Here is a 24,075-nt window from a genome sequence, read left to right as displayed (position 1 = left end):
TGCCTTCGTGATGTTTTCGTCGGTCGCAGGGGTCGTCGGTTCGCCCGGTCAGGGCAATTATGCGGCGGCGAACAGCTTCCTCGACGGGCTTGCGGCCTATCGGCGCGACCTGGGATTGCCGGCGACATCGCTGGCCTGGGGACTTTGGGAAGAAGCGTCGGCCATGACGCAACATCTCGGCGACCGGGACAAAGCCCGGATCAGCCGGCTCGGTTTGGCGCCGCTGTCCAGCCGGCAGGCCCTTGAGCTGTTCGCCGCCGCATAATTGCCCTGACCGGGCGAACCGACGACCCCTGCGACCGACGAAAACATCACGAAGGCAGCGAGATTCAGATCCTGGGTGAGCTCGTGCAGGTTCCACGCCGCATCCACTTTGGCCCGCAACACCGTATCGATGCGTTCTTCGGTCAACCCCGCGATCACGGCATCGTCGAGCACACCGGCCGCGTGAATGATCCCGGACAACGGATATCGGTCGGGCAGTTCAGCCAAGAGTCGGGCTACCTGCGCCCGGTCGGCCGCATCGCACGCCACCACGCTGACGTGAGCGCCGTCCTGCGCCAACTCCGCCACCAATTCGCCGGCCCCAGCGGCCGCTTCCCCCCGCCGGCTGGCCAGCACCAAATGACGTACGCCATATCCGCGTACAAGATGACGGGCCAGCAGCGAGCCCGCCATACCGGTACCGCCGGTGATCAGAACTGTGCCGGACGACAAGCCGACCCCCGGCCCGCCGGGCAGAGTCAGCACCACCTTGCCGACGTGGCGCGCCTGGCTGAGAAAGCGATACGCCTCGGGCGCGGATCGAATATCCCAGGCCCGCAACGGCAATGGCTTCAACACACCCGCGTCGAACAACCTCATCAGTTCGGCGAACATCTGCGCAATGTGCGCCGGACCTGCCTCCATCAGGTCGAACGCCCGGTAGCTCACACCCGGGTGGACTTCGTCGATGCGCTGCGGGTCGCGGATGTCGGTCTTGCCCATCTCGATGAACCGACCGCCCCGCGGCAGCAGCCGCAGGGACGCGTCGTTGAACTCTCCGGCCAGAGAGTTCAGCACCACGTCCACACCGGTGCCGCCGGTGGCGAGCCAAAACTTGTCCTCGAAGGCCAGCGAGCGGGAATCGGCGAGGTGTGAATCGTCAAACCCCAAGGCACGCAGGGTGTCCCATTTACCTCGGCTGGCGGTCGCGAAGACTTCCAGCCCCCAATGCCGGGCCAGTTGTACCGCTGCCATTCCCACGCCGCCCGCCGCGGCATGGATCAGAACCTTCTGACCGGCCTTCACCTCGGCCAACACCGACAGCGCATAGAAAGCCGTCAAGAACACCACCGGCACGCTCGCGGCTTCCGGCAGCGACCACCCGTCCGGCACCGGTACCACCAAACGCTGATCCACCACAGCTTCTGACCCGGCAACACCCAGGATGCCCATCACCCGATCCCCCACGGCAAAGGTGGTGACGTCGGGACTCACCTCGACAACCACGCCGGCACCCTCAGCCCCCACCTGCGCGGCACCCGGATACATTCCCAACGCCACCAGAACGTCCCGGAAGTTGACCCCGACCGCAGCAACCGCCACCCGGACCTGACCCGCAGCCAACTCGGGCATCGGAGATGACCGCAGCGCTAGCTCGTCCAATGTGCCGCCTGCGCCGGCGACCAGTTGCCATGGCGACGGGTCTTCGGGAAGTTCCAACACCGCCGGTGCGTCGACGGGTGTCAACCGTGCCCCGTAGGCCACCCCCGCGCGAACGAATAATTGTGGTTCGCCGCAGCCGATTACGTCCGACAGGTCCACCGACCCGTCGGTGTCCACCAGCACCACGCGTCCCGGGTGCTCGGCTTGCGCGGAGCGCACCAGCCCCCACACCGCCGCGCCGGCCAGATCAGGGGCGGCCGTACCCGCCAAGTCGATCGCCCCGGTAGTCACGACAACCAACAACCCCGCGTCGTCGCTGTTCAACCACGACTGCAACACACCGAGGGCCTCGTGGGTGGCAGCGCGCACCGACTTCGGCATACCCGCATCGGTCGGTCTGTGTTCCCAGACCACCATCTCGGGGCGATCGATCGGGTTGCTGCCAAGTGTGAGCGCCACCCAGGACAGCTCCAGCAGTCCGTCATGGCTCGTCGCCGGCGAGGTCGCCTCTAACAGCTGATCGGACGACACCGGTCGCGTGGCCAACCGCTGCACGGTCAGCACCGGCAATCCGCGGGTGTCGGCTACCTCGACCGAAACCGCCCCGTCACCGGCCGGCGCCAGGCGAACCCGGACCCGGGTGGCGCCAGCGGCGTGCAGCGCGACGCCTTGCCACGAGAACGGCAACAGGATCGAATCCTGATCGTCCAGCACACCCATGGCGTGCAACGCAGCATCCAGCATGGCTGGGTGAATCCCGAAGCCGCTCACCGAGTCACCGACGGCGTCTGGCAGCGTGACCTCGGCGAAAATTTCGGTTCCCTGCCGCCAAACGGACCGCATGCCGCGAAAAGCCGGGCCGTAACCATAGCCCCGCGCGGTCAGCCGATCATAGGATCCCGTCACGTCGACCGCCGTCGCTCCCACCGGCGGCCACTGCGACAACTCCGCGACGGGGTCCCCCGGCCCCGGGGTCAACACTCCTTGGGCGTGCAACACCCAGACGGATCCTTGTTGCGCGGCACGGGAATACATCCACACATTGGCACCCGACTCGGTGGCAGCATCCACAACCACCTGCAGTTGCACACCGCCTCCGGCCGGCAGCACCAACGGTGCCGACAACGTCAGCTCGTCCACAATCGGGCAGCCGACTTCATCGCCGGCCCGGATTGCCAGTTCGACGAACCCGGCTCCCGGGAACAACACCGTCCCACCGACCGCGTGATCCGCCAGCCACGGCTGGTCAGCCAGCGACAGCCGCCCGGTCAGGACCACCCCACCTGAATCCGGTCGCTCGACCACAGCGCGCAGCAAGGGATGCCCAGCCCCCGTCAATCCCGCGCCCGCCACGTCCCCGCGGCCGACGTTGGTGGGGTTGAGCCAGAACCGTTTCCGCACAAAGGCGTAGGTTGGCAGCGCTACCCGCCGCCCGCCCCGGCCGGCGAACACTGCGGCCCAGTCCACGCCTACGCCTGTGACGAACAATTGGGCCACTGCGGTCAGCACCGAGGCATCGTCCGGATGGTCTTTGGCCATCGTTGGAACCGAATGCTCTTGCGAGGCGGTCAGACCCGCGGCGGGCCCCACTTCGATGAACGTGGCAGCCCCCAGCGACGCGACGGTCTCGACACCGTCGGCGTAGCGCACCGGTCGTCGCACATGCTGCACCCAGTACTCAGCCGATCCATACCCCGGCCCGGCCAGCTGTCCGGTTACATTGGCGGCCAGGCTGATTCGCGGCGGTGCGGCTGCGAGATCAGCCAACGACGCGGCGAACTCCTGCAGCATCGGCTCCATCAGGACCGAATGGAAGGCGTGCGAAACGGCTAACCGATGCACGCGGCGGCCCTGCCGCGTGAGTTCTGCCGTAACCTCGTTCACCGCGGCCTCGGCACCCGAAATCACCACCGATTCAGGCCCGTTGACGGCCGCGATGTCCACGCCCCCGGCAAGCAACGGCGCGACCTCACTTTCGGCTGCGGCCACGGCCACCATCACCCCAGCTGACGGAAGGCCCGCCATCAGCCTGGCGCGCACTGCGACCAATTTTGCGGCGTCGGGCAACGACAGCACCCCGGCCACGCACGCCGCGCTGATCTCACCCACAGAATGCCCCATCACGAAGTCCGGCAGCACACCGCATGATTCCAGCAGTGTTGTCAGCGCCATTTCCACCGCGAACAGAGCCGGCTGGGCGAACTCGGTGTTTTCCAGCAACTCCGGATCGGTGCCCCAGATCACCTCGCGCAGCGGCAACCGCAGGTGGGGGTCCAGCGCAGCCGCCGCCTCGTCGAATGCTCGCGCGAACACCGGGAAACGTCGGTACAGCCGCAGGCCCATTCCCAACCGTTGGGACCCCTGCCCGGGAAACACGAAGACCAGGTTGCGCGACGTGCCGACGCGCCCCGCCACCGCACCGGTGCCTGGGTCCCCGGCGGCCACCCGCGCCAAGCCGGCCGACAACTCAGCGCGATCCGCGCCCACCAAAACCGCCCGATGCTCGAACATCGACCGAGTGGTGACGAGCGACCAACCGACATCGGCCACGGTCGCGCTCTGGTCGGCGCGCACGTGCGCCGACAAGCGTTCGGCCTGCCGCCGCAACGCCTCTGACGAACGCGCGGAGATCACCCAGGGAACAGGGTCTGCCGTATCTGCTGGCGGGGCAACCTCGTCCGATTTGGACGGTGCCTCCTCCACGATCACGTGCGCGTTCGTTCCGCTGATACCGAACGACGACACCCCGGCCCGCCGGGGTGTGTCGCCCTCCGGCCACGGCCGCGACTCGGTCAACAGCGAGACAGCGCCCGCCGACCAATCCACGTGCGGCGTCGGCACATCCACATGCAACGTCTTGGGCATCACGCCGTGCCGCATCGCCTGCACCATCTTGATCACGCCGGCGACTCCTGCGGCGGCCGACGTATGACCAATATTGGACTTGATCGACCCGAGCCACAGCGGCTGGGCGGCTGGACGATCCTGTCCGTACGTCGATAAAAGGGCCTGAGCTTCAATGGGATCACCCAATGTGGTCCCGGTGCCGTGGCCCTCCACTACGTCCACTTCTGCCGTGGTCAAACCGGCGCTGGCCAGTGCCGCCCGGATAACCCGTTGCTGCGCTGGACCGTTCGGCGCGGTCAACCCATTGGAGGCACCGTCCTGATTCACGGCAGATCCGCGCAGCAACGCCAACACCGGATGACCCAGCCGCCGGGCATCGGCCAGCCGTTCCAGCACCAGTACCCCGGCCCCTTCGGACCAGGCGGTGCCGTCGGCGGCACCGGCGTAAACCTTGCAACGACCGTCGGGAGCGAGCGCTCGTTGCCGGCTGAACTCTACAAACGCACCGATGGTGGCCATCACGGTCACGCCCCCGGCCAACGCCAAATCGGTTTCGCCGGAACGTAACGAGTGCGCCGCCATATGCATCGCCACCAAGGAAGACGAACACGCCGTGTCCACCGAGACAGCCGGCCCCTCCAAACCCAGCGCGTAGGAGACCCGCCCAGATGCCACGCTCAATGTCGAACCGGTCAAACCGTAGCCTTCGAGTTCGCCTGTGACCTCACCTCCGTAGCCGGCATGGATCACCCCTACGAAGACGCCGGTTGCGGACCCCCGCAGTCCGAGTGGGGTAATACCGGCTCGCTCCAAGGCTTCCCACGACAGTTCCAGCATCAATCGCTGTTGGGGATCCATCGCCAGTGCTTCGTTGGGCCCCACGCCGAAGAACCCGGCGTCGAAATCACCAGCGTCGGCGAGGAAGGAACCCTGACGCACGTACATTTTGCCCCGGGCGTCCGGGTCGGGGTCGAACAGACCGGCAACATCCCAGCCGCGATCGGCGGGAAAGTCCGATACCGCGTCTCTCCCATCGGTCACCATCTCCCACAACGCTTCCGGGGAGTCGACGCCGCCCGGATAGCGGCATGCCATGCCCACCACCGCCACCGGCTCGGAAAGCTTTCCCTCCACCTCCGAGAGTCGGCGACGGGTTCGGCGCAGGTCGGCGGTGAGGCGCTTCAGGTAATCGAGGTGCTTCTCGGTTTCCGGCACTGGACTTCCTGGCATCGGTTAGGAGCCGAGTTCTTCGTCGAGGATGGCGAAAAGTTGACTTTCACTGGCGGAGAAGATGTCTGCGTCGTCACTGCCGTCATCGGCAGCTTGAATCTCTTGAATCTCCAGCCTGGACAGCAGGGAGCGAAGCCGAGTGGCCAGGTGCGCCTTGTCCTCCGGTGCCCAGTCGGACTGACCGATCAGGGCTTGCAGTTCGCGGGTGATGTCGTTGAAGCGGTCGATGCGGTCCGGCTGATGCCCGCCGGTGGCGGCTAACCGGGTGTCGAGGTGTTCACCGAGCGCTATGGGTGTGGGGTAATCGAAGATGAGGGTGGGCGACAGCGTGAGTCCGGTCGCGGCTTTCAGCCGGTTGCGCAGTTCCACCGCCGTCAGAGAATCGAACCCGAGGTCTCGGAAGGCCCGATCCGCACCGATATCCGCACTGTCGGACCGCCCCAACACCATTGCGGCGTTGCGGCCCACCAACGCCACCAGTTCACCGCGCCGCCGCTCAGCGGTCATGCCGCTCAACCGTGCGGCCAGGCCGGTGGCTGACGTCGACACGACGTCGGCATCGGCGACGACCCGCCGCTGCGGACGAGCGAGGAGCTGGCTCAATATGGGCGGCAGGGTGGCGCCGTCGTCACCTCCCGCAGCGGTGTGGTCAGTGTGGTCGATGGGCGCGGCCACCACCGATCCGCGGTCGCTGAGCATGGCCGCGTCGAACATCCGCATGGCCAGTTCCGTCGGCAGGGGGGCTAGTCCGAATCGGCTCATGCGGGTCTTATCCCGCGCGGCGAGGTGCTCGGTCATCGAACTCGCCTGCTCCCACAGCCCCCAGGCAATCGACAATCCCGCCAAGCCGCGGGCGCGGCGGTGGGCCGCCAGCCCGTCTAGGAAGCTGTTGGCCGCTGCGTAGTTCGCCTGTCCGGGTGTGCCGATGATGCCGGCCAGCGACGAAAACATCACAAAGGCAACCAGGTTCGTGTGCTGGGTCAGCTCGTGCAGATTCCACGCGCCGTCAACTTTGGCGCGCAGCACGGTGTCTACCCGATCGGGGGTCAAGGCGACGAACAGCCCGTCGTCGAGCAGTCCGGCGGCGTGGAAAACCCCGCGCGCATCGGCGAATTCGGCAATTAGTTCGGCCGCTGCGTCGCGATCAGCCACGTCGCAGGACCGCACCGACACCTGCGCACCGCGCTCGGCCAGGTCAGCCATCAACGTCGCGACGCCCGGAGCGCGCTCGCCGCGCCGGCTGACCAGCACCACGTGCTTTACGCCGTACTGGGTCACCAAGTGACGCGCCAGTGCGCCGCCCGCCATTCCGGTGCCGCCGGTGATGATCACCGTGGAACCGCGCAGCCCGCCGGGCCCGTCGGGTAACGTCAGCACCACCTTGCCGATGTGGCGGGCCTGACTCACGAAGCGGTATGCCGCCGAGGCACACCGCACATCGAATGTCCGGACCGGCAACGGTTCCAGCGCACCGGTCGCGAACAGACGGGTCAACTCACCCAACATCTGGCTGATCCGGTCCGGGCCGGCCTCGATGAGATCGAACGCTTGGTACTGGATGCCCGGGTGCCGTTCCGCGACGGTGTGCGGGTTGCGCAGGTCGGTCTTGCCCATCTCGATGAAGCGACCGCCATGTCGCAGCAGACGTAGTGATGCGTCGACGAATTCGCCCGCCAGCGAGTTCAGCACGACGTCGACGCCACCACCCTTCGTGGTGGCCAGAAACTTCTCTTCGAAGTCCAGGGTGCGCGAGTCCCCGATATGTGAGTCGTCAAAGCCCATTGCCCGCAACGTGTTCCATTTGCCACGGCTCGCGGTGGCGAAAACCTCCAAGCCCCAGTGGCGCGCCAGCGCCACGGCCGCCATCCCGACACCACCCGTGGCGGCGTGCACCAGCACTCGTTGACCGCTCTTGACGCCCGCCAAGACCGCGAGGCCGTAGACCGCGGTGAGGAACACCGCCGACACCCCGGCCGCCTGCTGCACGGACCACCCTCGCGGTACCGCAGTCACCAGGCGCGCATCCACGACTGCCTCGGACCCGACCAACCCGAGCAGTCCCATGACCGCGTCGCCGACCGCGAGGTCCGTCACGCCGGGACCGACCTCTACGACCACCCCGGCACCTTCAACGCCCAATTCGCCGCCGCCCGGATACATGCCCAACGCCACCAGCACATCCCGGAAGTTCACTCCCACCGCCGCGACTGCGACCCGCACCTGGCCGGCCGCCAACTCCGGTTGCGGCCAGGGGCGCACGGCCAGGTCCTCGAATGTACCTCCGGGGCCGGTTACCAGCCGCCAGTTCCGCGGCGGCAACTCGAGCAGGGGCCCGTCGGTTGCCGGAGTCAGCCGGGCCGCATACGTCTGGCCGTCGCGGACCAGGACTTGTGGCTCACCACAGCCGACGACGGCCGCCACCTCCACCGACCCGTCCGAATCCACCAGCACCACGCGCCCCGGGTGCTCGGCCTGGACCGAACGCACCATTCCCCAGACCGCCGCCCCCGCCAGGTCAGCTACCTCTTCGTCATGCCGCCCGACTGCACCATACGTCAGCACCACCAACGTCCCGGAAGCATCAGCAGCCAGCCAGGATTGCAACGTCGTCAACGCGTCATGCAAGGCGGCATACACCGATTCCGCGCCTAGGCGGCGAGCGCCGACCTCCCACACCGAGGTGTCACTACGGGGAATCCCGTTGCGCGGCAAGGCTACCGGAGACCACGACACCTGCAGCAGCCCGCCACCGACACCACGGATCACCGGCGTCAGTTGGTCCGCCGACACCGGGCGAACCGAAAGCTCGCGAACGGACAACAGCGGCAAGCCCGACGTATCGGCCAGTTCGATCGATACAGACTCCACACCGACCGGCGCGATGTGCACCCGCGCCTGAGACGCCCCGGCCGCGTGCAAGCAGATCCCCTGCCACGAGAACGGCAGCATCGTCTGGGTCTGCTCGCCGACCACGCCCATCGCGTGCAGGGCCGCGTCGAGCAACACCGGATTAATCTCGTAGCCGCCCATCGCCACACCGGCATCTGCCGGGACGGCCACCTCGGCGAAGACCTCGTTGCCGCGCTGCCACATCGCCCGCAAACCCTGGAATGCCGGGCCGTACTCGTACCCACGTGCGGCCAACTGTGCGTACGCACCGGTGACATCCACTGCGACCGCACCGGCCGGCGGCCACCTTGACAACTCGGCGCTCGGTTGCACCACATCCGCACTCAATACGCCCTCGGCGTGTTGAATCCAGGACGACCCATCATGTGCCGCAGCCGAATACACCGCAATGCTCCGCTGCCGCGATCCGGTGTCGGGACCAACCACGACCTGCAAACCGAGGCGATCAGCAGTCGACAACAGCAACGGCGCCGACAAAGTCAATTCTTCCACGACTCCGCAGCCGACTTCGTCGCCCGCGCGCAGGGCCAGTTCCACAAAAGCGGCCCCGGGTAGCAGCAGCGTCCCGGCAACGGCGTGATCGGCCAGCCACGGTTGGTCGACGGTCGAAAGGTGGCCGGTCAGAACGACACCGCCGGAATCGGGCCGGTCCACCACGGCGCCCAACATCGCATGCTCGGCCGCCCGCACCCCGAGGCCGCCGATGTCCGCGGAGGTCGAACTCGGGCGGAGCCAGAAGCGCTGCCGCTGGAACGGGTAGGTCGGCAGGTCGACACGCCTCCCGCCCGCGCATGTCGTTCGCCAATCTACCTGCACGCCAGCCACATTGGCCTGACCGGCGGAGAGCAGGAACCTGTCCAACCCGCCGGCGTCACGGCCCAGCGACGGGATGACGGCGACATCTGAGACGGTGTCTTCGATCCCGGCGATCAGTACCGGGTGCGGACTGGATTCGATGAACAACCGATAGCCGTCCGCCGCGGCACTGCGTACCGCGTGTTCGAACCGCACCGGTTGCCGCACGCTCTGGTACCAGTACTCGGCATTCAGCCCCGCAGTATCCATCAATTCGCCGGTAACCGTGGAGAAGAATGCGACCGAAGATGAGCGCCCGGCGATGCCGGACAGCGCCTGCACCAGTGGCGTGCGGATCGTCTCGATCTGTGCCGAATGTGACGCATAGTCGACGTCGATCCGGCGGGCGCGCACCTCTTCGTCTTCGCACCGCCGCAGCAACTCCTCGAGAGCCCGCACCTCGCCGCTGACCACTACCGCCGAAACGCCGTTGACCGCGGCAATGCTCAACCGATCGCCGAATTCGGTCAGCAATTCGTCAGCCCGTGCCGCACCGCAGGCCACCGAGACCATGCCGCCGGACCCCGAAAGTTGCCCTAGCAGTTGGCTGCGCAATGCCACCACCCTGGCGGCGTCCTCCAAGGACAACGCGCCGGCCACATAAGCGGCTGCGATTTCACCCTGCGAGTGGCCGATGACTGCGTCTGGCACCACGCCGACGGAGCGCCACAACTCGGCCAACGACACCATCACCGCCCACAGGACCGGCTGCACTACGTCCACCCGCTCCAGCGCGGGGGCACCCGGAGCCGCGCGGATCACGTCGGTCAGCGACCACGAGACATATTCACCGAGCGCCTTCTCGCACAGGCGCATCTGATCGGCGAACACCGTTGAGCTGTCCAACAATTCAACGCCCATGCCCTGCCACTGCGACCCTTGGCCGGGAAAGACGAACACCGTCCGGCCCGGTGCGCCGCTCGACCGGCCGACCACCACAGCCGGTCCGGGGTCGCCGGTGGCCAAACCGGCCAGTCCCGCCACCAACTGCTCACGGTCCGCCCCCACAACTACGGCACGGTGCTCGAACATCGATCGCGTCGTCGCCAGCGACCAACCGATGTCGACCGGGTTCACTTCGGGATCGTCGGCCACCCGCGCCTGCAGCCGTCGGGCCTGATCGGTGAGCGCTGCCGCAGAGCGAGCAGACAACACCCATGGCACGGCAGTTGAGGGGTTTTGTTCGACAGTGGCCGCGGCTGAGGGCGGCGCGCTCTCTTCGAGTATCACGTGGGCGTTCGTCCCACTGATCCCGAACGAAGACACACCCGCTCGCCGGGGTCGCTCCCGGACCTGCCAGGCCCGCGGCTCGGTCAGCAACGACACCGCGCCCGCAGACCAATCCACGTGCGGCGTAGGGGAATTGACGTGCAGCGTCTTGGGCATCAGCTGATGGCGCATGGCCAGAGCCACCTTCATGACCCCCGCCATGCCCGCCGCCGCGGACGTATGCCCCATGTTGGATTTGATGGAGCCCAGCCACAGCGGCTGATCCGCCGGTCGGTCCTGCCCGTAGGTCGCCAACAGCGCTTGCGCCTCGATCGGATCCCCGAGCGTGGTCCCGGTGCCATGCCCTTCGACGAGATCCACATCCGCTGACGACAGCCGCGCGTTGGCCAACGCGGCACGGATCACCCGCTGCTGGGATGGCCCGTGGGGTGTCGCGAGTCCGTTCGAGGCCCCGTCCTGATTGACCGCCGAGCCACGCAACAGTGCCAGCACCGGGTGTCCCAGGCGCTGCGCATCAGCCAATCGCTCGACGACGAGCGCACCCGCCCCCTCGGAGAACCCGGTGCCGTCGGCCGCTTCCGCATACGCCTTGCACCGGCCATCGGTCGACAAGGCCCGCTGTCGGCTGAAGTCGATGAACATCGCCGGTGTGGCCATCACGGTCACGCCGCCGGCCAAGGCCAGGTCACACTCCCCCAACCGCAACGATCGTGCCGCCAGGTGCAGCGCCACCAGCGACGACGAACATGCCGTATCCACCGAGACCGCGGGGCCTTCCAAACCCAATACGTACGCCACCCGACCGGAAGCCACACTCAGCGTGGAGCCGCGTAGCCCGTATCTCTCCAGCTCGCCCGGTACGCGGCCCTGCCCGCCGTACGAACCGTGGAAGATGCCCGCGAACACTCCTGTCGTCGAGCCTCGCAGCTGCATCGGGTCAATCCCGGCCCGCTCCAACGCTTCCCACGCCACCTCCAGCAACAGGCGTTGCTGGGGATCCATCGCCAGCACTTCGCTGGGCGCGATACCGAAGAACTCTGCGTCGAAATCAGCCGCGCCCGAGAGGAATCCGCCCGACCGGGTATAGGACTTGCCCGTCGCATCGGGATCGGGATCGAACAGCCCCGTCAGATCCCAGCCACGGTCGGCCGGGAATTCCGACACGACATCGCGTCCGTCGCTGACCATCTCCCACAAGGCTTCCGGAGTGTCCACCCCGCCGGGATAGCGGCAAGCCATCCCCACGATCGCGACCGGTTCGTGTGCCGCAGAAAGCAACTCGCGATTGTCGCGTTTGAGCCGTTCGTTCTCCTTCAAAGACGCGCGCAACGCCCGGATGAGTTCGTCTTGCGTGCTGTTCATACCGGTCTTCTAGGGGACGAGGGCGAGTCCGCCGCGCATCAGCGCCAACGCAGCAACACGAGTTCGGAGCAGAAGCCCGGGCCCATCGCGATCATGAGGCCGGGGCTGCCACTGGGTGGTTGCTTGCCGATGGTGTCACGCAGGACGTGCAGCACCGACGCCGACGAGAGGTTGCCGATCTCACCGAGGGAACGCCAGGTCAACTCCAAAGCCTCCGGCGGCAGCTCCAGAGTTTCGTTGATCGCCTCGATGATCTTGGGCCCACCAGGATGGCTCACCCACGCCCCGATGTCGGTAGTGCGCAGCCCGTGCGCGTCCAGGAACGAGGTGACGTCGGTGCGGATGTTCTCCCGAACCACCTCCGCGAGGTCCTTGGACAGCACCAGTTCAAAGCCCCCCGACCCGACGTCATAGCCCATGGTGCGAAGCGAGTCGGGGTAGAGATGGCTGCGCGAGTCCACAATTGCCGGTCCGCGCGCATCGATCTGCTCTGCGCGGCGCTCCCCCACGGCCACCACCGACGCGGCACCGTCGGCGAACAATGCGCTACCGACCAGACCTGCCACCGACGGCTTGTAACCCGGATAAGTCAGTGAGCAGAGCTCGACCGAGACCAGCGCGGCCACTCCGTCCACGGCGCCGCGCAGATAGTCGTGCAGGCGTCCGACTCCGGCCGCTCCGGCCACACATCCCAGGCCGAACAGCGGGATCCGTCGCACGTCGCTGCGCAGGCCCAGCCGTCCGGCAATGCGGGCGTCCAGGGACGGCACGGCAAGACCGGTCACCGTCGTCGTGATGAGGACGTCGAGATCCTGCGGGCGCAGGCCCGCCTCGTCCAATGCGCCGGTCAGGGCCTCACAACCGAGGTCCACCGCCTTTTCGATGAAGATCCGGTTGGCGTTGCCGAAATCGGTCAGCGTCGGGTATTTGTGCAGCGGCAACGCCAGGTGACGGCTGTTGACCTTGGCGCTGACGTGCAGTTGCCGAACAATGTCCTCGTAACCCTCGAAGTCGGGGATGCTGACGAAGAAATCAGTGAGCTCGGCCTGGGAATAGCGGTTGGGCGGCAGCGCACCGAAGACACCCGCGATGACGCTCATTGGTCCCACCCCTCTGATACGTACATCTCGGCCGCCCGGTTCACCTGCAGGGTCGATCGATTTCACTGGCTCACTCAGACCTGGAAGTTTAATCGGCCCCAACCTGACCGGCAAAGGAACCGGTGGTGCCGCTCAGCGCTGCAACGCGCCTCGGAGTCGCCCGGTGAGATCACGCACGATGTGCAATTGTTCGGCGACGCGGCCGGGCGCGGTGCCGCCGCGGGCGTCCCTCGAGGAAACCGAGCCCTCGACGGTCAGCACGTCGCGCACGGCCGGGGTGAGCTCAGGGCTGATGGCAGCGAGTTCGTCGTCGGTCAGGTCCTGGAGACCGACGTCCCGCTGCTCCGCAACCCGCACCGCTGCACCGGCGGCTTCATGGGCGGAGCGGAACGGAACCCCTTGCCGCACAAGCCATTCTGCGATATCAGTGGCCAGCGTATAGCCCGCGGGCGCCAGCGCGGCCATCCGATCGACGTGGAACGTCAAACTTCCGACCAGACCAGCCATCGCCGGTAATAGCAGCTCCAGCTGGGCCACCGAGTCGAACACCGGTTCCTTGTCTTCCTGCAGGTCGCGGTTGTAGGCCAGGGGCTGGGCTTTCAGCGTCGCGAGCAGTCCGGCCAGGTTGCCGATCAACCGCCCGGATTTGCCGCGGGCCAGTTCGGCGATGTCGGGATTCTTCTTCTGGGGCATGATCGAGCTACCGGTGGACCACGCGTCGTGCAAGGTCACGTAACCGAATTCCGTCGAGCTCCAGATGATGATGTCCTCCGCGAGCCGGGACAGGTCGACGCCGATCATGGCCAGCACGAAGGCCGCCTCGGCGGCGAAGTCCCTGGCCGCAGTGGCGTCGATGGAATTGTCCGCGGCGGCGGCGAAGCCCAGGTCCGCGGCGATCGCGTCGGGATCCAGACCCAGCGACGAACCGGCGAGGGCGCCAGACCCGTACGGGGATATCGCGGCGCGCTTGTCGAAGTCCACCAGCCTGTCCACATCACGCAACAACGGCTGGGCGTGCGCAAGCAGGTGGTGAGCCAGCAGGATCGGTTGAGCGGACTGCATATGGGTTTTGCCGGGCATGATCGCCGTCGGGTGCGCGCCCGCCTGGTCGGCCAAGGCTGCGACGACGTCGAGCACCCCGTCGGCGACTCGGCGCACCGCGTCGCGAAGCCACATCCGGAACAAAGTGGCCACCTGGTCGTTGCGGGACCGGCCGGCCCGGAGTCGGCCGCCGAGGTCTGGTCCAACCCGGTCGATCAGACCGCGCTCCAGCGCGGCGTGCACGTCCTCATCGGTGACGAGTGGACCGAAGCTTCCGTCGGCGACGTCTTCGGCCAGGCTGTCCAGGCCCGCGAGCAGCCCGTCGCGCTGTTCCTCGGTGAGCAGGCCGGCCCGGTACAGGATTACGGTGTGGGCCCGCGACGCGGTGATGTCATAGGGGGCCAGGGCCCAGTCGAAGTGGGTGGACTTGCTCAGCGCGGCCAGCGCGTCGGCCGGACCGCCCGCGAACCGGCCACCCCATAGCGACCCCTGATTGGTGCTCACCGTGCTGCTCTCGCCGCGAGTGTGAGTCTGGCTTTTCTCGCCGCGAGTGTGAATCTGACGACGCCTCGGCGGCGTGTCCCGTCGCAGAATTCACACTCGAGCCCAGGGGCGGTCACCGCATGTCCCGGCGCGCGGAGAGCTTGGACGACAACCCGTGGACGTAGACGAATCCTTTCGACATCGACTGGTCGAAGGTGTCCCCCTCGTCGTAGGTGGCCAGGTTGAAGTCGTAGAGCGACTCGGCGCTGCGCCGGCCGTTGACGGCGATGTGGCCGCCGTGCAGGACCAGCCGCACCTCGCCGGTGACGTGTTCCTGGGTTTTGGCGACAAAGCTCTCCAACGCGACCTTCAGCGGCGAGTACCACAGCCCGTCGTACACAAGCTCCGCCCAGCGCTGGTCGGTCTGACGCTTGAAACGCCCCAACTCCCGTTCCAAAGTGACGTGTTCGAGTTCGGCGTGAGCGGTGATGAGCACCATCGCGCCCGGTGCCTCGTAGATCTCGCGACTCTTGATGCCCACCAGCCGGTCTTCGACGACGTCCAGCCGGCCCACGCCCTGCGCCCCGGCACGGCGATTGAGCTCCTCGATCGCCTGCAACATCGTCACCGGCTTGCCGTCGATCGAGACCGGTACACCCCTTTCGAAGCCGACGATGACTTCATCAGGGGTATTCCAGTTGACGGTGGGGTCTTCGGTGTAGTCGTAGACATCCTTGGTGGGGGCGTTCCACAGGTGCTCGAGGAACCCGGTTTCCACCGCGCGACCCCAGACGTTCTGGTCGATCGAGAACGGCGAGCGCTTGGTGACGTTGATCGGTATGGCGTTCTCTTCGGCGAAGGCGATCGCCTTCTCCCGCGTCCAGGCATAGTCACGCACCGGCGCCAGAACCTCGAGATCCGGTGCCAGCGAAGCGAATCCGACTTCGAATCGCACCTGGTCGTTGCCTTTGCCGGTACAACCGTGCGCGACGATGCCGCCGCCGTGCTCACGTGCGGCCGCGACGAGATGCTTGACGATCAACGGCCGGCTGATGGCCGAGACCAGCGGGTAGCGGTCCATGTACAGCGCGTTGTTGAGGACGGTGGGTAGGCAGTAACCCTCGGCGAATTCGTCGCGGGCATCCACGACGACGGCCTCGACGGCGCCGCAGTCCAGCGCCCGCTGCCGTATCACCTCCATATCCTCGCCACCTTGGCCGAGGTCGATGGCTACGGCCACCACCTCGCGGCCGGTCTCCTTGCCGATCCAGCTGATGGCCACTGACGTGTCCAGACCGCCCGAATACGCCAGGATGACGCGCTCTGACATGAACAGTTCTCCTTGTTGCTTCGGCAGGTCCTGGGCAGGAATCTGCAGCAGTTTATTTGGGGTCTACTTCAACTTTTCCAAGGCAATGGCGACTTCGGCGCCGGTCATTGGTTCCCGGGCCACCACGAAGACGGTGTCGTCACCGGCGATGGTGCCGACGACGTACGGTAACGCCGCCCGATCGATCGCGCTGGCCAGGTAGTCCGCCGCGCCGGGCGGGGTGCGCAGCACCGCCAGGTTTGCGCTCGCGTCGGTGGACACCAGTAGCTCTCCGAGCAGCCGGGACAACCGCCCGGTGCCGCCGGACACGCCACGAACCGGGCTGCCGTCTTCGGGCACGACGTAGACCGGGACCCCGCCGTACGCCCCGCGCAGCTTGACCGCACCAAGTTCTTCGAGGTCGCGCGACAAGGTGGCCTGGGTGACTTCGATGCCCTCGGCGGCCAGCAGCGCCGCCAGCTCGCTCTGGCTGCGCACCTCTTTGGTGGACAGGATCGCGACGATGCGGGCCTGCCGGCCGGCCCGGTTGCCGCTGACCTCTGGTGCCGCTTTGGCTTCGTTGGACGTCATCGGGACCGCTCCAGCAGCCACACCAGCAACGCCTTCTGCGCATGCAGGCGGTTCTCGGCTTCATCCCACACCACACTGACCGGACCGTCCATCACCTCATCGGTGATCTCGTCGCCGCGGTGCGCTGGAAGACAATGCAGCACAATGGCTTCTGAGTTGGCTAGACCGAGCAATCGCTGATTGACCTGAAATGGCCGGAACGGCCCAACGCGATCCAGCCCATCGGCCTCCTGACCCATTGATGTCCAGGTGTCGGTCACCAGAACGTCGGCACCGGCGGCCCCGGCGTCGGCGTCATGAGTCACCGTCACCTCGGCACCGGTTTCTTGGGCTCGCTGCCGGGCCGCGGCCAACACATGCGGGTCCGGTGTAAAGCCCTGCGGCGCAGCCACACACACATCCATACCCGCGGTGGCGCCGCCCAGCATCAGCGAGTGCGCCATGTTGTTGGCGCCGTCGCCGAAGTAGGTCATCCGCAAGCCGGCGAGTGTTCCTTTGCGTTCGGCGATGGTCTGCAGGTCCGCCAGCACTTGACAGGGATGGAACTCATCCGACAACGCGTTCACCACGGGCACTGAGGCCGTGGAGGCCATCGCGATCAGCCGCTCCTGACCGAAGGTCCGCCACACGATGGCATCGACGAAGCGCGACAACACCTTTGCGGTGTCCTCTAGGGTCTCGTCGCGACCCAGTTGGGTGCTGCGCCCGTCGACCACAACGGCATGTCCGCCGAGTTGGGCAATGCCCATCTCGAAAGAGAATCTGGTGCGGGTGGAGTTCTTGTCGAAAATGACTGCGACCCCGCGCGGTCCGTCCAACGGGCGGCGGCTGAAAGGGCTTCTTTTGAGCTCAGCGGCCAATTCGAGGACCTCGGCCTGTTCGGAAGGGGTGAGGTCATCGTCGCGCAGGAAGTGCCTAGTCATGGGCGGGTTCCCCTGCCGCGTCGAGGATGCCCGGCAAGGCGGCGACGAAGCCGTCGAGTTGGGATTCGGTGATGATCAGCGGCGGGGCCAACCTGATGACATTGGGCGCGGCCGCATTAACCAGGTATCCGGCGTTGCGCGCCGCCGTCTCGGCATCCTTGGCGCGCGCGGCGGACAACACAATGCCCAACAGAAGTCCTCTGCCGCGCACATGATCTATCAGCGGGTGGCCTAACGATTCAATCCCGTTGCGCAGCGATTTGCCTAGTACGTCGGCACCTCGTACCAAGTCGTCTGCGGCCAGGACTTTGAGCACCGCCAAGGCCGCCGCGGTGCAGACCGGATTGCCGCCGAAAGTACTGCCGTGCAGCCCGGGGGTGAGTAGGTCGGCGGCCGCGCCTACCGCCAGGCACGCTCCAATCGGCAGTCCCCCGCCAAGGCCTTTGGCCAGGGTGACAACGTCTGGGGTGATGCCGTCGTGCTGGTGGGCGAAAAACGTTCCGGTGCGGCCCATTCCGGTCTGCACCTCGTCCAATACCAATAACGTACCGTGCCTCGCGGTTACCTCCCGCGCGGTCACCAGGTAGTCCTCGGGCGGAACGACGACCCCGCTCTCCCCCATGATCGGCTCGAGAAAGACTGCGGCGGTGCTGTCGTCGACCGCGGCGCTCAACGCGTCGGCGTCACCATACGGAACATGGGTGACGTAGCCCGGAAGCGGTTCGAACGGTGCCTGTTTGGTGGGTTGTCCGGTGAGAGCCAGGGAACCCATCGTGCGTCCATGGAACGCTTCCTGCGCGGCAACGATTTTCGTGCGGCCGGTGAGCCGGGTCAACTTGAACGCCACCTCGTTGGCCTCGGTTCCGGAGTTGCAGAAGAAAACTCGCGTGTGCTGATCTGCTCCGAGCAACGCGACGAGTTCCTCGGCCAGCGCCAGCCCGGGCTCGGTGGCATAAAGATTCGATGTGTGTCCCAGCGTCGACATCTGTTTCGTGACAGCCTCGATGACGGCGGGATGCCGATGGCCCAGCACGTTGACCGCGATACCGCCGAGCAGGTCGACATAGGACTTGCCGTCCACATCGGTGAGAACCGCGCCGTCCCCGCCGGCCAACGCCATGGCGGGCGTCCCATAGTTGTTCATCATCACCGCTTGCCAACGCTGTTGCACAGCAATGGTCTCCGTCATCGGTTCACCACCTGTGCCGCTCCTTCTCGTGGCTGGGCTTTGCATCGTCACCGACGCGCACCACCTTGGTGCCGGTACCTGCATCGCTGAAGAGCTCGACCAGCACGCAATGCTCCACGCGTCCGTCGATGACGTGGGCGCTGGGTACGCCGGCGGTAACGGCCCGCAGGCACGCCTCGACCTTCGGGATCATGCCGGCCTCCAGCGTGGGGAGAAGTTGCGCCAGTGTGGCCGTGTCGATTTCGCTGACCAGTGAGGTGCGGTCCGGCCAACTGGTGTACACGCCTTCGACGTCGGTGAGCATCAACAGCTTTTCGGCTCCCAAGGCCTCGGCCAAGGCCGCCGCGGCGGTGTCGGCATTGATGTTGTGGACGACGCCGTCGGCATCCGGCGCCAGCGTCGACACGACCGGAATCCGGCCGGCAGCAATGAGGTCCAGCACAGCCGCGGTATTGACCAGCTCGACATCACCCACCAGACCGATGTCGGTGTCCACACCGTCCACCGTGACTCGGCGCCGCACGGCGGTGAACAGCTGGGCGTCCTCACCGGTGATCCCGACCGCATATGGCCCGTGCGCGTTGATGAGGTTGACCAGCTCCCGGCCTACCTGTCCGAACAACACCATCCGGGCTACGTCGAGTACTTCCGGTGTGGTGACGCGGAATCCGCCCTTGAAGTCCCCTTCGATACCGAGCCGCCGCAGCATGGCGGTGATCTGCGGTCCACCGCCATGCACCACCACGGGATGGATTCCACAGTTACGCAGAAACGCCATGTCGGCGGCGAATGCGCGGCGCAGCGTCTCATCGGTCATGGCGTTTCCGCCGTACTTCACGACCACGACCTTGCCGTGCAACTGCTTGAGCCACGGTAAGGCTTCAGCCAGCACTTGAGCTTTCACCTGCGTGGACAGCGCCGCGGTTTCGGTGCTCATGAGCTGTAAGCCGAATTCTCTTCGACGTAGCCGTGCGACAAGTCGGTTGTCCGAACCGCCGCCTGACCGTCGCCGATCGCGAGGTCTACGACGATGTCGATGTCCGCGCCCGACAGGTCCACGTCGCGCGCGCCGGGCACTCCCATCTCATCCCGATATACGACAGAGCCGTTGAACGACACGGTGATCCGGTCGGGCTCCAAAGCCACCGGCGCGATCCCGACGGCGGCCACGACCCGGCCCCAGTTCGGATCCGACCCGAATACTGCCGTCTTGACCAAACTGTCGCGAGCGATCGCACGAGCTACTGTCAACGCGTCATCCTCGGTGGCGGCCCCGCAAACCGTGACCATGACGCGTTTTGTCACTCCCTCGGCGTCGGCCTGCAGTTGCGCACACAGATCGTCACAGACCCGCAACACCGCGTCGTCGAGATCGTCTTGAGACGGGGTGATTTCACTCGCGCCGGACGCAAGCAACAACACGGTGTCGTTGGTGGAACAACTGCCGTCGATGTCCAACCGCTCGAAAGTACGTGCCGTGGCACGTCGTAACGCTTGATCAAGCGCCGCGGGCGCAGCGACCGCGTCGGTGGTCAGGACACACAACATAGTGGCCATCGACGGCGCCAACATGCCGGCGCCTTTGGCCATACCGCCAACCGTCCAACCGTTCTGATGGTGCAGAGCCACCTGCTTGGGCACCGTGTCGGTGGTCATGATCGCCCGCGCGGCCTCATCGCCGCCGGTCAGCCCGCCGTGCATCTCGTGCACGATGCTGCTTACCCCGGCGAATACCTTGTCCATCGGTAGGCGGTCACCGATCAGCCCCGTGGAACAGACGGCTACCTCGATCGCTCCGGTCTCGGTCCCCCAGTCCGACAGAGCCGCCGCAACCGCCTCGGCCGTCGCGTGCGCGTCCTGAAAGCCGCCGGGGCCGGTGCATGCATTGGCACCCCCGGAATTGAGTATCACGGCGCGCAGCCGTCCCGTGGTCAGCACCTGCTGGGTCCACAGCACCGGCGCCGCCTTCACTTTGTTGCGAGTGACTACTCCCGCCGCGGCATAGTCCGGTCCCTCGTTGAAGACCAGGGCCAGGTCGGGAGCCCCGGACGCCTTGATGCCGGCGGCTATGCCCGCAGCGCGGAACCCGGATGGTGCGGTGACACCCTGCGCGCGGAGCGTCCTCGCGTCGTCCGTGTGGGTCACGGGGCCACTCCAACCACTGAAAGCCCGGCAGTCTCAGGCCAGCCCAGGGCGAGGTTCATCGACTGCACGGCGGCACCGCCCGTGCCCTTGACCAGGTTGTCGATCGCGGCAATCGCCACAAACGTCGACGCCTCCTCGTCCACGGCCACGGCGATGTGCACGGCGTTACTACCTAATACCGATCCGGTGCGGGGCAACTGTCCCTCCGGCAGCACATGTACGAAGGGCTCATCGAGGTACGCCTTCTCGTACGCGGCACGCAACTGAGCGATCGGCGACAGCGTGCGAGCGGTGCAGGTCGCCAGAATGCCGCGGCTCGTCGGGATCAATACCGGCGTGAATGACACTGTGACGTTTCGGTCGGTCACCGCCCGCAGGCCCTGCGCGATCTCGGGGGTGTGCCGGTGGACCCCACCGATGTTGTATGCCCGGGCCGACCCGATGACCTCGGCGCCCAGCAGATCGGTCTTGGCCGCCCGACCCGCTCCCGAAGTGCCGCTGACCGCGACGACGGTGACGGCTGGTTCGACGAGATCTTCGGCGACTGCAGGGAACAGAGCCAGCAGTGCTGCCGTCGGATAGCACCCGGGCACTGCGATACGGCGCGCTCCGGCTAGTTGGTCCCGCCCGCCGGGTAGCTCGGGCAATCCGTAGGGCCAACTGCCGGCGTGTTGGGAACCATAGAAGCGCTCCCAAGCCGCAGGATCGCCGAGCCGGAAATCAGCACCGCAGTCAATGATGAGGGTCTCGGGACCGAGGCGTTCGGCCAAAGCCGCGGAGTGTCCATGCGGTAACGCAAGAAAGACGACGTCATGGTCCTGCAAGACGGCAAGATCCGTGGGTTCCACCACTCGCTGGGCCAGCGGAAGCAGATGGGGGTGGTGCTCCCCCAGCGTCGTGCCAGCGCTGGATGCGGCAGTCACGGCGCCGATTGTGATGCGGCCGTCCGCGCACGCCGGATGCCCCAGCAATAATCGGAGGATCTCGCCCCCCGCATAGCCGGTGGCCCCGGCGACTGCCACTCGTATCCCATCGACCATCGGGTGATGGTTGCATGTTTATGCAGCTCTTTGCAAATTAATTCTCAGGTTTCGGGAGTGTCGGTCGTTTCGGGCCCCCGGCGGCATAGACGGCCCCGATGTCAAGGGAACACGCCGACGAATAGTTCCCTTTTGGCGCTGATCCTGTTATTTTCGTCGGCGGAGCATTTGCTCTGCCAGACAACGGTTTCCGCTCGGTGACATCGCCACCGAGACGCTCAGTCGCATTTAAGAGCGCGACTGAAAATTCTTAGATATAACTGGTTTAGTCGTGCCCAACATTGGGGACTTACAGGGCACGCGTTGCCCTACTGGCGCTCCGGCGTCACTGGGTCACGACTTGTCTATTTGGGTCATCTGGGGAGATGGACATGTCTTTTGTGATTGCTGTACCTGAGTTCGTGGAAGCCGCGGCTGAGCAGTTGGCTGGCATCGGATCGTCATTGGTCCAAGTCAGTTCGACAGCAGCAGGAGCCACGACAGCTTTGGCGCCCGCTGCGGCGGACGAAGTGTCTGCCGCGATCGCGCGGTTGTTCGGCACGCTTGGGAGCGACTATCAGGCCGTCAGCGCCCAAGCTGCGGCCTACCACCAAGAATTCGTCGCAACCTTGACCCGTGGCGCAACTGCGTACGCGTCAGCGGAAGCCGTCAACATCTCGGCGTTGTTCAACCTGAACAACATCGCGGCCAACATCGAGATCGGCCTCGGGAACATCGCCGCCGGATTCCAGGGCGCGCTGAACGCATCACTGGGCGGTTTGGGCGCCTCGATCGGCGGGTCTGGGTCGCTCGGGCTCAATGCCGCCAACGCCGTCCGCGCCTTCGCCGCTCTCCCCAGCCTTGGCGCGGGTCTGGCACTGCAAACCGGCGGTGCGCTCGCCTCGGGGTTCGGCGCAGGACTTGCGCAGACCGGTCAAGTCATCACAAACCTCGGCGTCGGCTTGGGTGGCGCGGGTGCGTCGTTGTCCGCGCTGGGTGCCGGGCTGACTGGCCAAGGCAACGCTGCACTTGCCGCTTTATTAAACGGATCGCTCGGCGCCAACCTCAGCCTCAACCTGACCGCGAACCTGACGGGCGCGCTCCCTTCGCTTGCCGCACTGGCGCAGACCGGTGGACAGCTGATCGGCAACATCTCGGCCGGACTGAACCAGGCGTTGCAGACCGGCCTGAATCTGGCCGGAAACTTCAGCCTCCCGAACCTGGGTGCCTCGCTCAATGCCGGCGTCAACGCGTTGGTGGACTTGGCCGGCAACCTGACGCTGCCGCCGCTGCCCGGGTTCCCCGGTTTCCAGTTCCCGCCGTTGAACTTCGGTTTGCCGGGCATCGCGATTCCGGGCTTCCCCGGATTGGTGCTGCCTGACTTCGGCGCGGCACTGAGTGGCGGGCTGAACACCCTGATCAACCTCGGGGCCAACCTGGAACTGCCCCCGCTGCCGGGCTTCCCGGGCTTCCAGTTCCCGCCGCTGAACTTCGGCCTGCCGGGCATCAACATCCCGGGCTTCCCGGGCTTGGTGCTGCCTGACTTCGGCGCCGCCCTCACCGGCGGGCTCAACACGCTGGTGAACCTGGCCGGCAACTTCGAGTTGCCGCCGCTGCCCGGGTTCCCGGGCTTCCAGTTCCCGCCGCTGAACTTCGGCCTGCCGGGCATCAACATTCCCGGCTTCCCCGGCTTGGTGCTGCCTGACTTCGGCGCCGCCCTCACCGGCGGACTGAACACCCTGATCAACCTCGGGGCCAACCTGGAACTGCCGCCGCTACCTGGGTTCCCCGGTTTCCAGTTCCCGCCGCTGAACTTCGGTTTGCCAGGCATTGCCATTCCGGGCTTCCCCGGGCTGGTGCTGCCTGACTTCGGCGCAGCCCTCACCGGCGGCCTCAACACCCTGATCAACCTCGGGGCCAACCTGGAACTGCCCCCGCTGCCTGGGTTCCCCGGTTTCCAGTTCCCGCCGCTGAACTTCGGGCTGCCGGGCATCAACATCCCCGGCTTCCCGGGCTTGGTGTTGCCTGACTTCGGTGCCGCGCTGAGTGGTGGCCTGAACACGCTGGTGAACCTGGCCGGCAACCTGGAGCTGCCGCCGCTGCCGGGCTTCCCGGGCTTCCAGTTCCCGCCGCTGAACTTCGGCTTGCCGGGCATCAACATTCCGGGCTTCCCCGGGCTGGTGCTGCCTGACTT

12 protein-coding genes and 1 pseudogene are annotated in these 24,075 nt (G+C 66.3%); 2 read left to right on the top strand and 11 right to left on the bottom strand.

The window, feature by feature from the left end:
* Positions 1-10: 10 nt before the first annotated feature.
* Complete coding sequence (locus tag A5636_RS27850) at positions 11-265, top strand: KR domain-containing protein (protein ID WP_437339819.1); 255 nt, start codon at positions 11-13, stop codon at positions 263-265.
* Here the strand turns inward: A5636_RS27850 and A5636_RS10785 are convergent.
* From A5636_RS10785 to argC, 11 genes and pseudogenes are all read right to left on the bottom strand, one after another.
* Positions 247-5,724, bottom strand: a pseudogene (locus A5636_RS10785) (SDR family NAD(P)-dependent oxidoreductase); the annotation flags it as partial. The gene A5636_RS27850 and the pseudogene A5636_RS10785 overlap by 19 nt on opposite strands.
* A 3-nt stretch (positions 5,725-5,727) precedes the next feature.
* On the bottom strand, positions 5,728-12,081 hold the full coding sequence (locus A5636_RS10780) for a type I polyketide synthase (protein ID WP_065158630.1): 6,354 nt from the start codon (positions 12,079-12,081) through the stop codon (positions 5,728-5,730).
* 38 nt (positions 12,082-12,119) lie between these two features.
* Positions 12,120-13,181, bottom strand: coding sequence for a type III polyketide synthase (locus A5636_RS10775; RefSeq protein WP_065158629.1), 1,062 nt, complete (start codon positions 13,179-13,181; stop codon positions 12,120-12,122).
* Positions 13,182-13,313: 132 nt separating this feature from the next.
* Positions 13,314-14,726, bottom strand: a complete 1,413-nt coding sequence (gene argH, locus A5636_RS10770) for an argininosuccinate lyase (RefSeq protein WP_065158628.1) — start codon at positions 14,724-14,726, stop codon at positions 13,314-13,316.
* A gap of 112 nt (positions 14,727-14,838) precedes the next feature.
* Positions 14,839-16,035 (bottom strand): argininosuccinate synthase, encoded by a 1,197-nt coding sequence (locus tag A5636_RS10765; RefSeq protein ID WP_065158627.1) that lies wholly within the window; start codon positions 16,033-16,035, stop codon positions 14,839-14,841.
* Positions 16,036-16,098: 63 nt separating this feature from the next.
* Complete coding sequence (locus tag A5636_RS10760) at positions 16,099-16,605, bottom strand: arginine repressor (RefSeq protein WP_065158626.1); 507 nt, start codon at positions 16,603-16,605, stop codon at positions 16,099-16,101.
* A complete protein-coding gene (gene argF, locus A5636_RS10755; RefSeq protein WP_065158625.1) occupies positions 16,602-17,528 on the bottom strand; it encodes an ornithine carbamoyltransferase in 927 nt (308 codons plus the stop codon). Before argF ends, A5636_RS10760 begins: the two co-directional genes overlap by 4 nt.
* Positions 17,521-18,717: an acetylornithine transaminase gene (locus tag A5636_RS10750; protein WP_065158624.1), complete on the bottom strand. Its 1,197-nt coding sequence runs from the start codon at positions 18,715-18,717 to the stop codon at positions 17,521-17,523. The genes argF and A5636_RS10750 overlap by 8 nt, the downstream gene beginning before the upstream one ends.
* Positions 18,718-18,721: 4 nt before the next feature.
* Positions 18,722-19,654, bottom strand: coding sequence for an acetylglutamate kinase (gene argB, locus A5636_RS10745; RefSeq protein WP_065158623.1), 933 nt, complete (start codon positions 19,652-19,654; stop codon positions 18,722-18,724).
* The gene (argJ, locus tag A5636_RS10740) at positions 19,651-20,862 is read right to left on the bottom strand and encodes a bifunctional glutamate N-acetyltransferase/amino-acid acetyltransferase ArgJ (RefSeq protein ID WP_065158622.1); all 1,212 of its coding nucleotides are present in this window, start codon (positions 20,860-20,862) and stop codon (positions 19,651-19,653) included. The genes argB and argJ overlap by 4 nt, the downstream gene beginning before the upstream one ends.
* Positions 20,859-21,902, bottom strand: coding sequence for an N-acetyl-gamma-glutamyl-phosphate reductase (argC, locus tag A5636_RS10735; RefSeq protein WP_065158621.1), 1,044 nt, complete (start codon positions 21,900-21,902; stop codon positions 20,859-20,861). The genes argJ and argC overlap by 4 nt, the downstream gene beginning before the upstream one ends.
* Positions 21,903-22,273: 371 nt before the next feature.
* On the opposite strand from argC, the gene A5636_RS10730 reads away from it, so the two are divergent.
* A partial coding sequence (locus A5636_RS10730; protein WP_155763747.1) for a PE family protein occupies positions 22,274-24,075 on the top strand: 1,802 nt, incomplete at its 3' end.

It is taken from the genome of Mycobacterium asiaticum, from assembly GCF_001673315.1.
Taxonomy (GTDB): Bacteria; Actinomycetota; Actinomycetes; order Mycobacteriales; family Mycobacteriaceae; genus Mycobacterium; species Mycobacterium asiaticum_B.
Note: the sequence above shows the minus strand (reverse complement) of the source record. Positions and strands in the feature narration are given on the sequence as shown.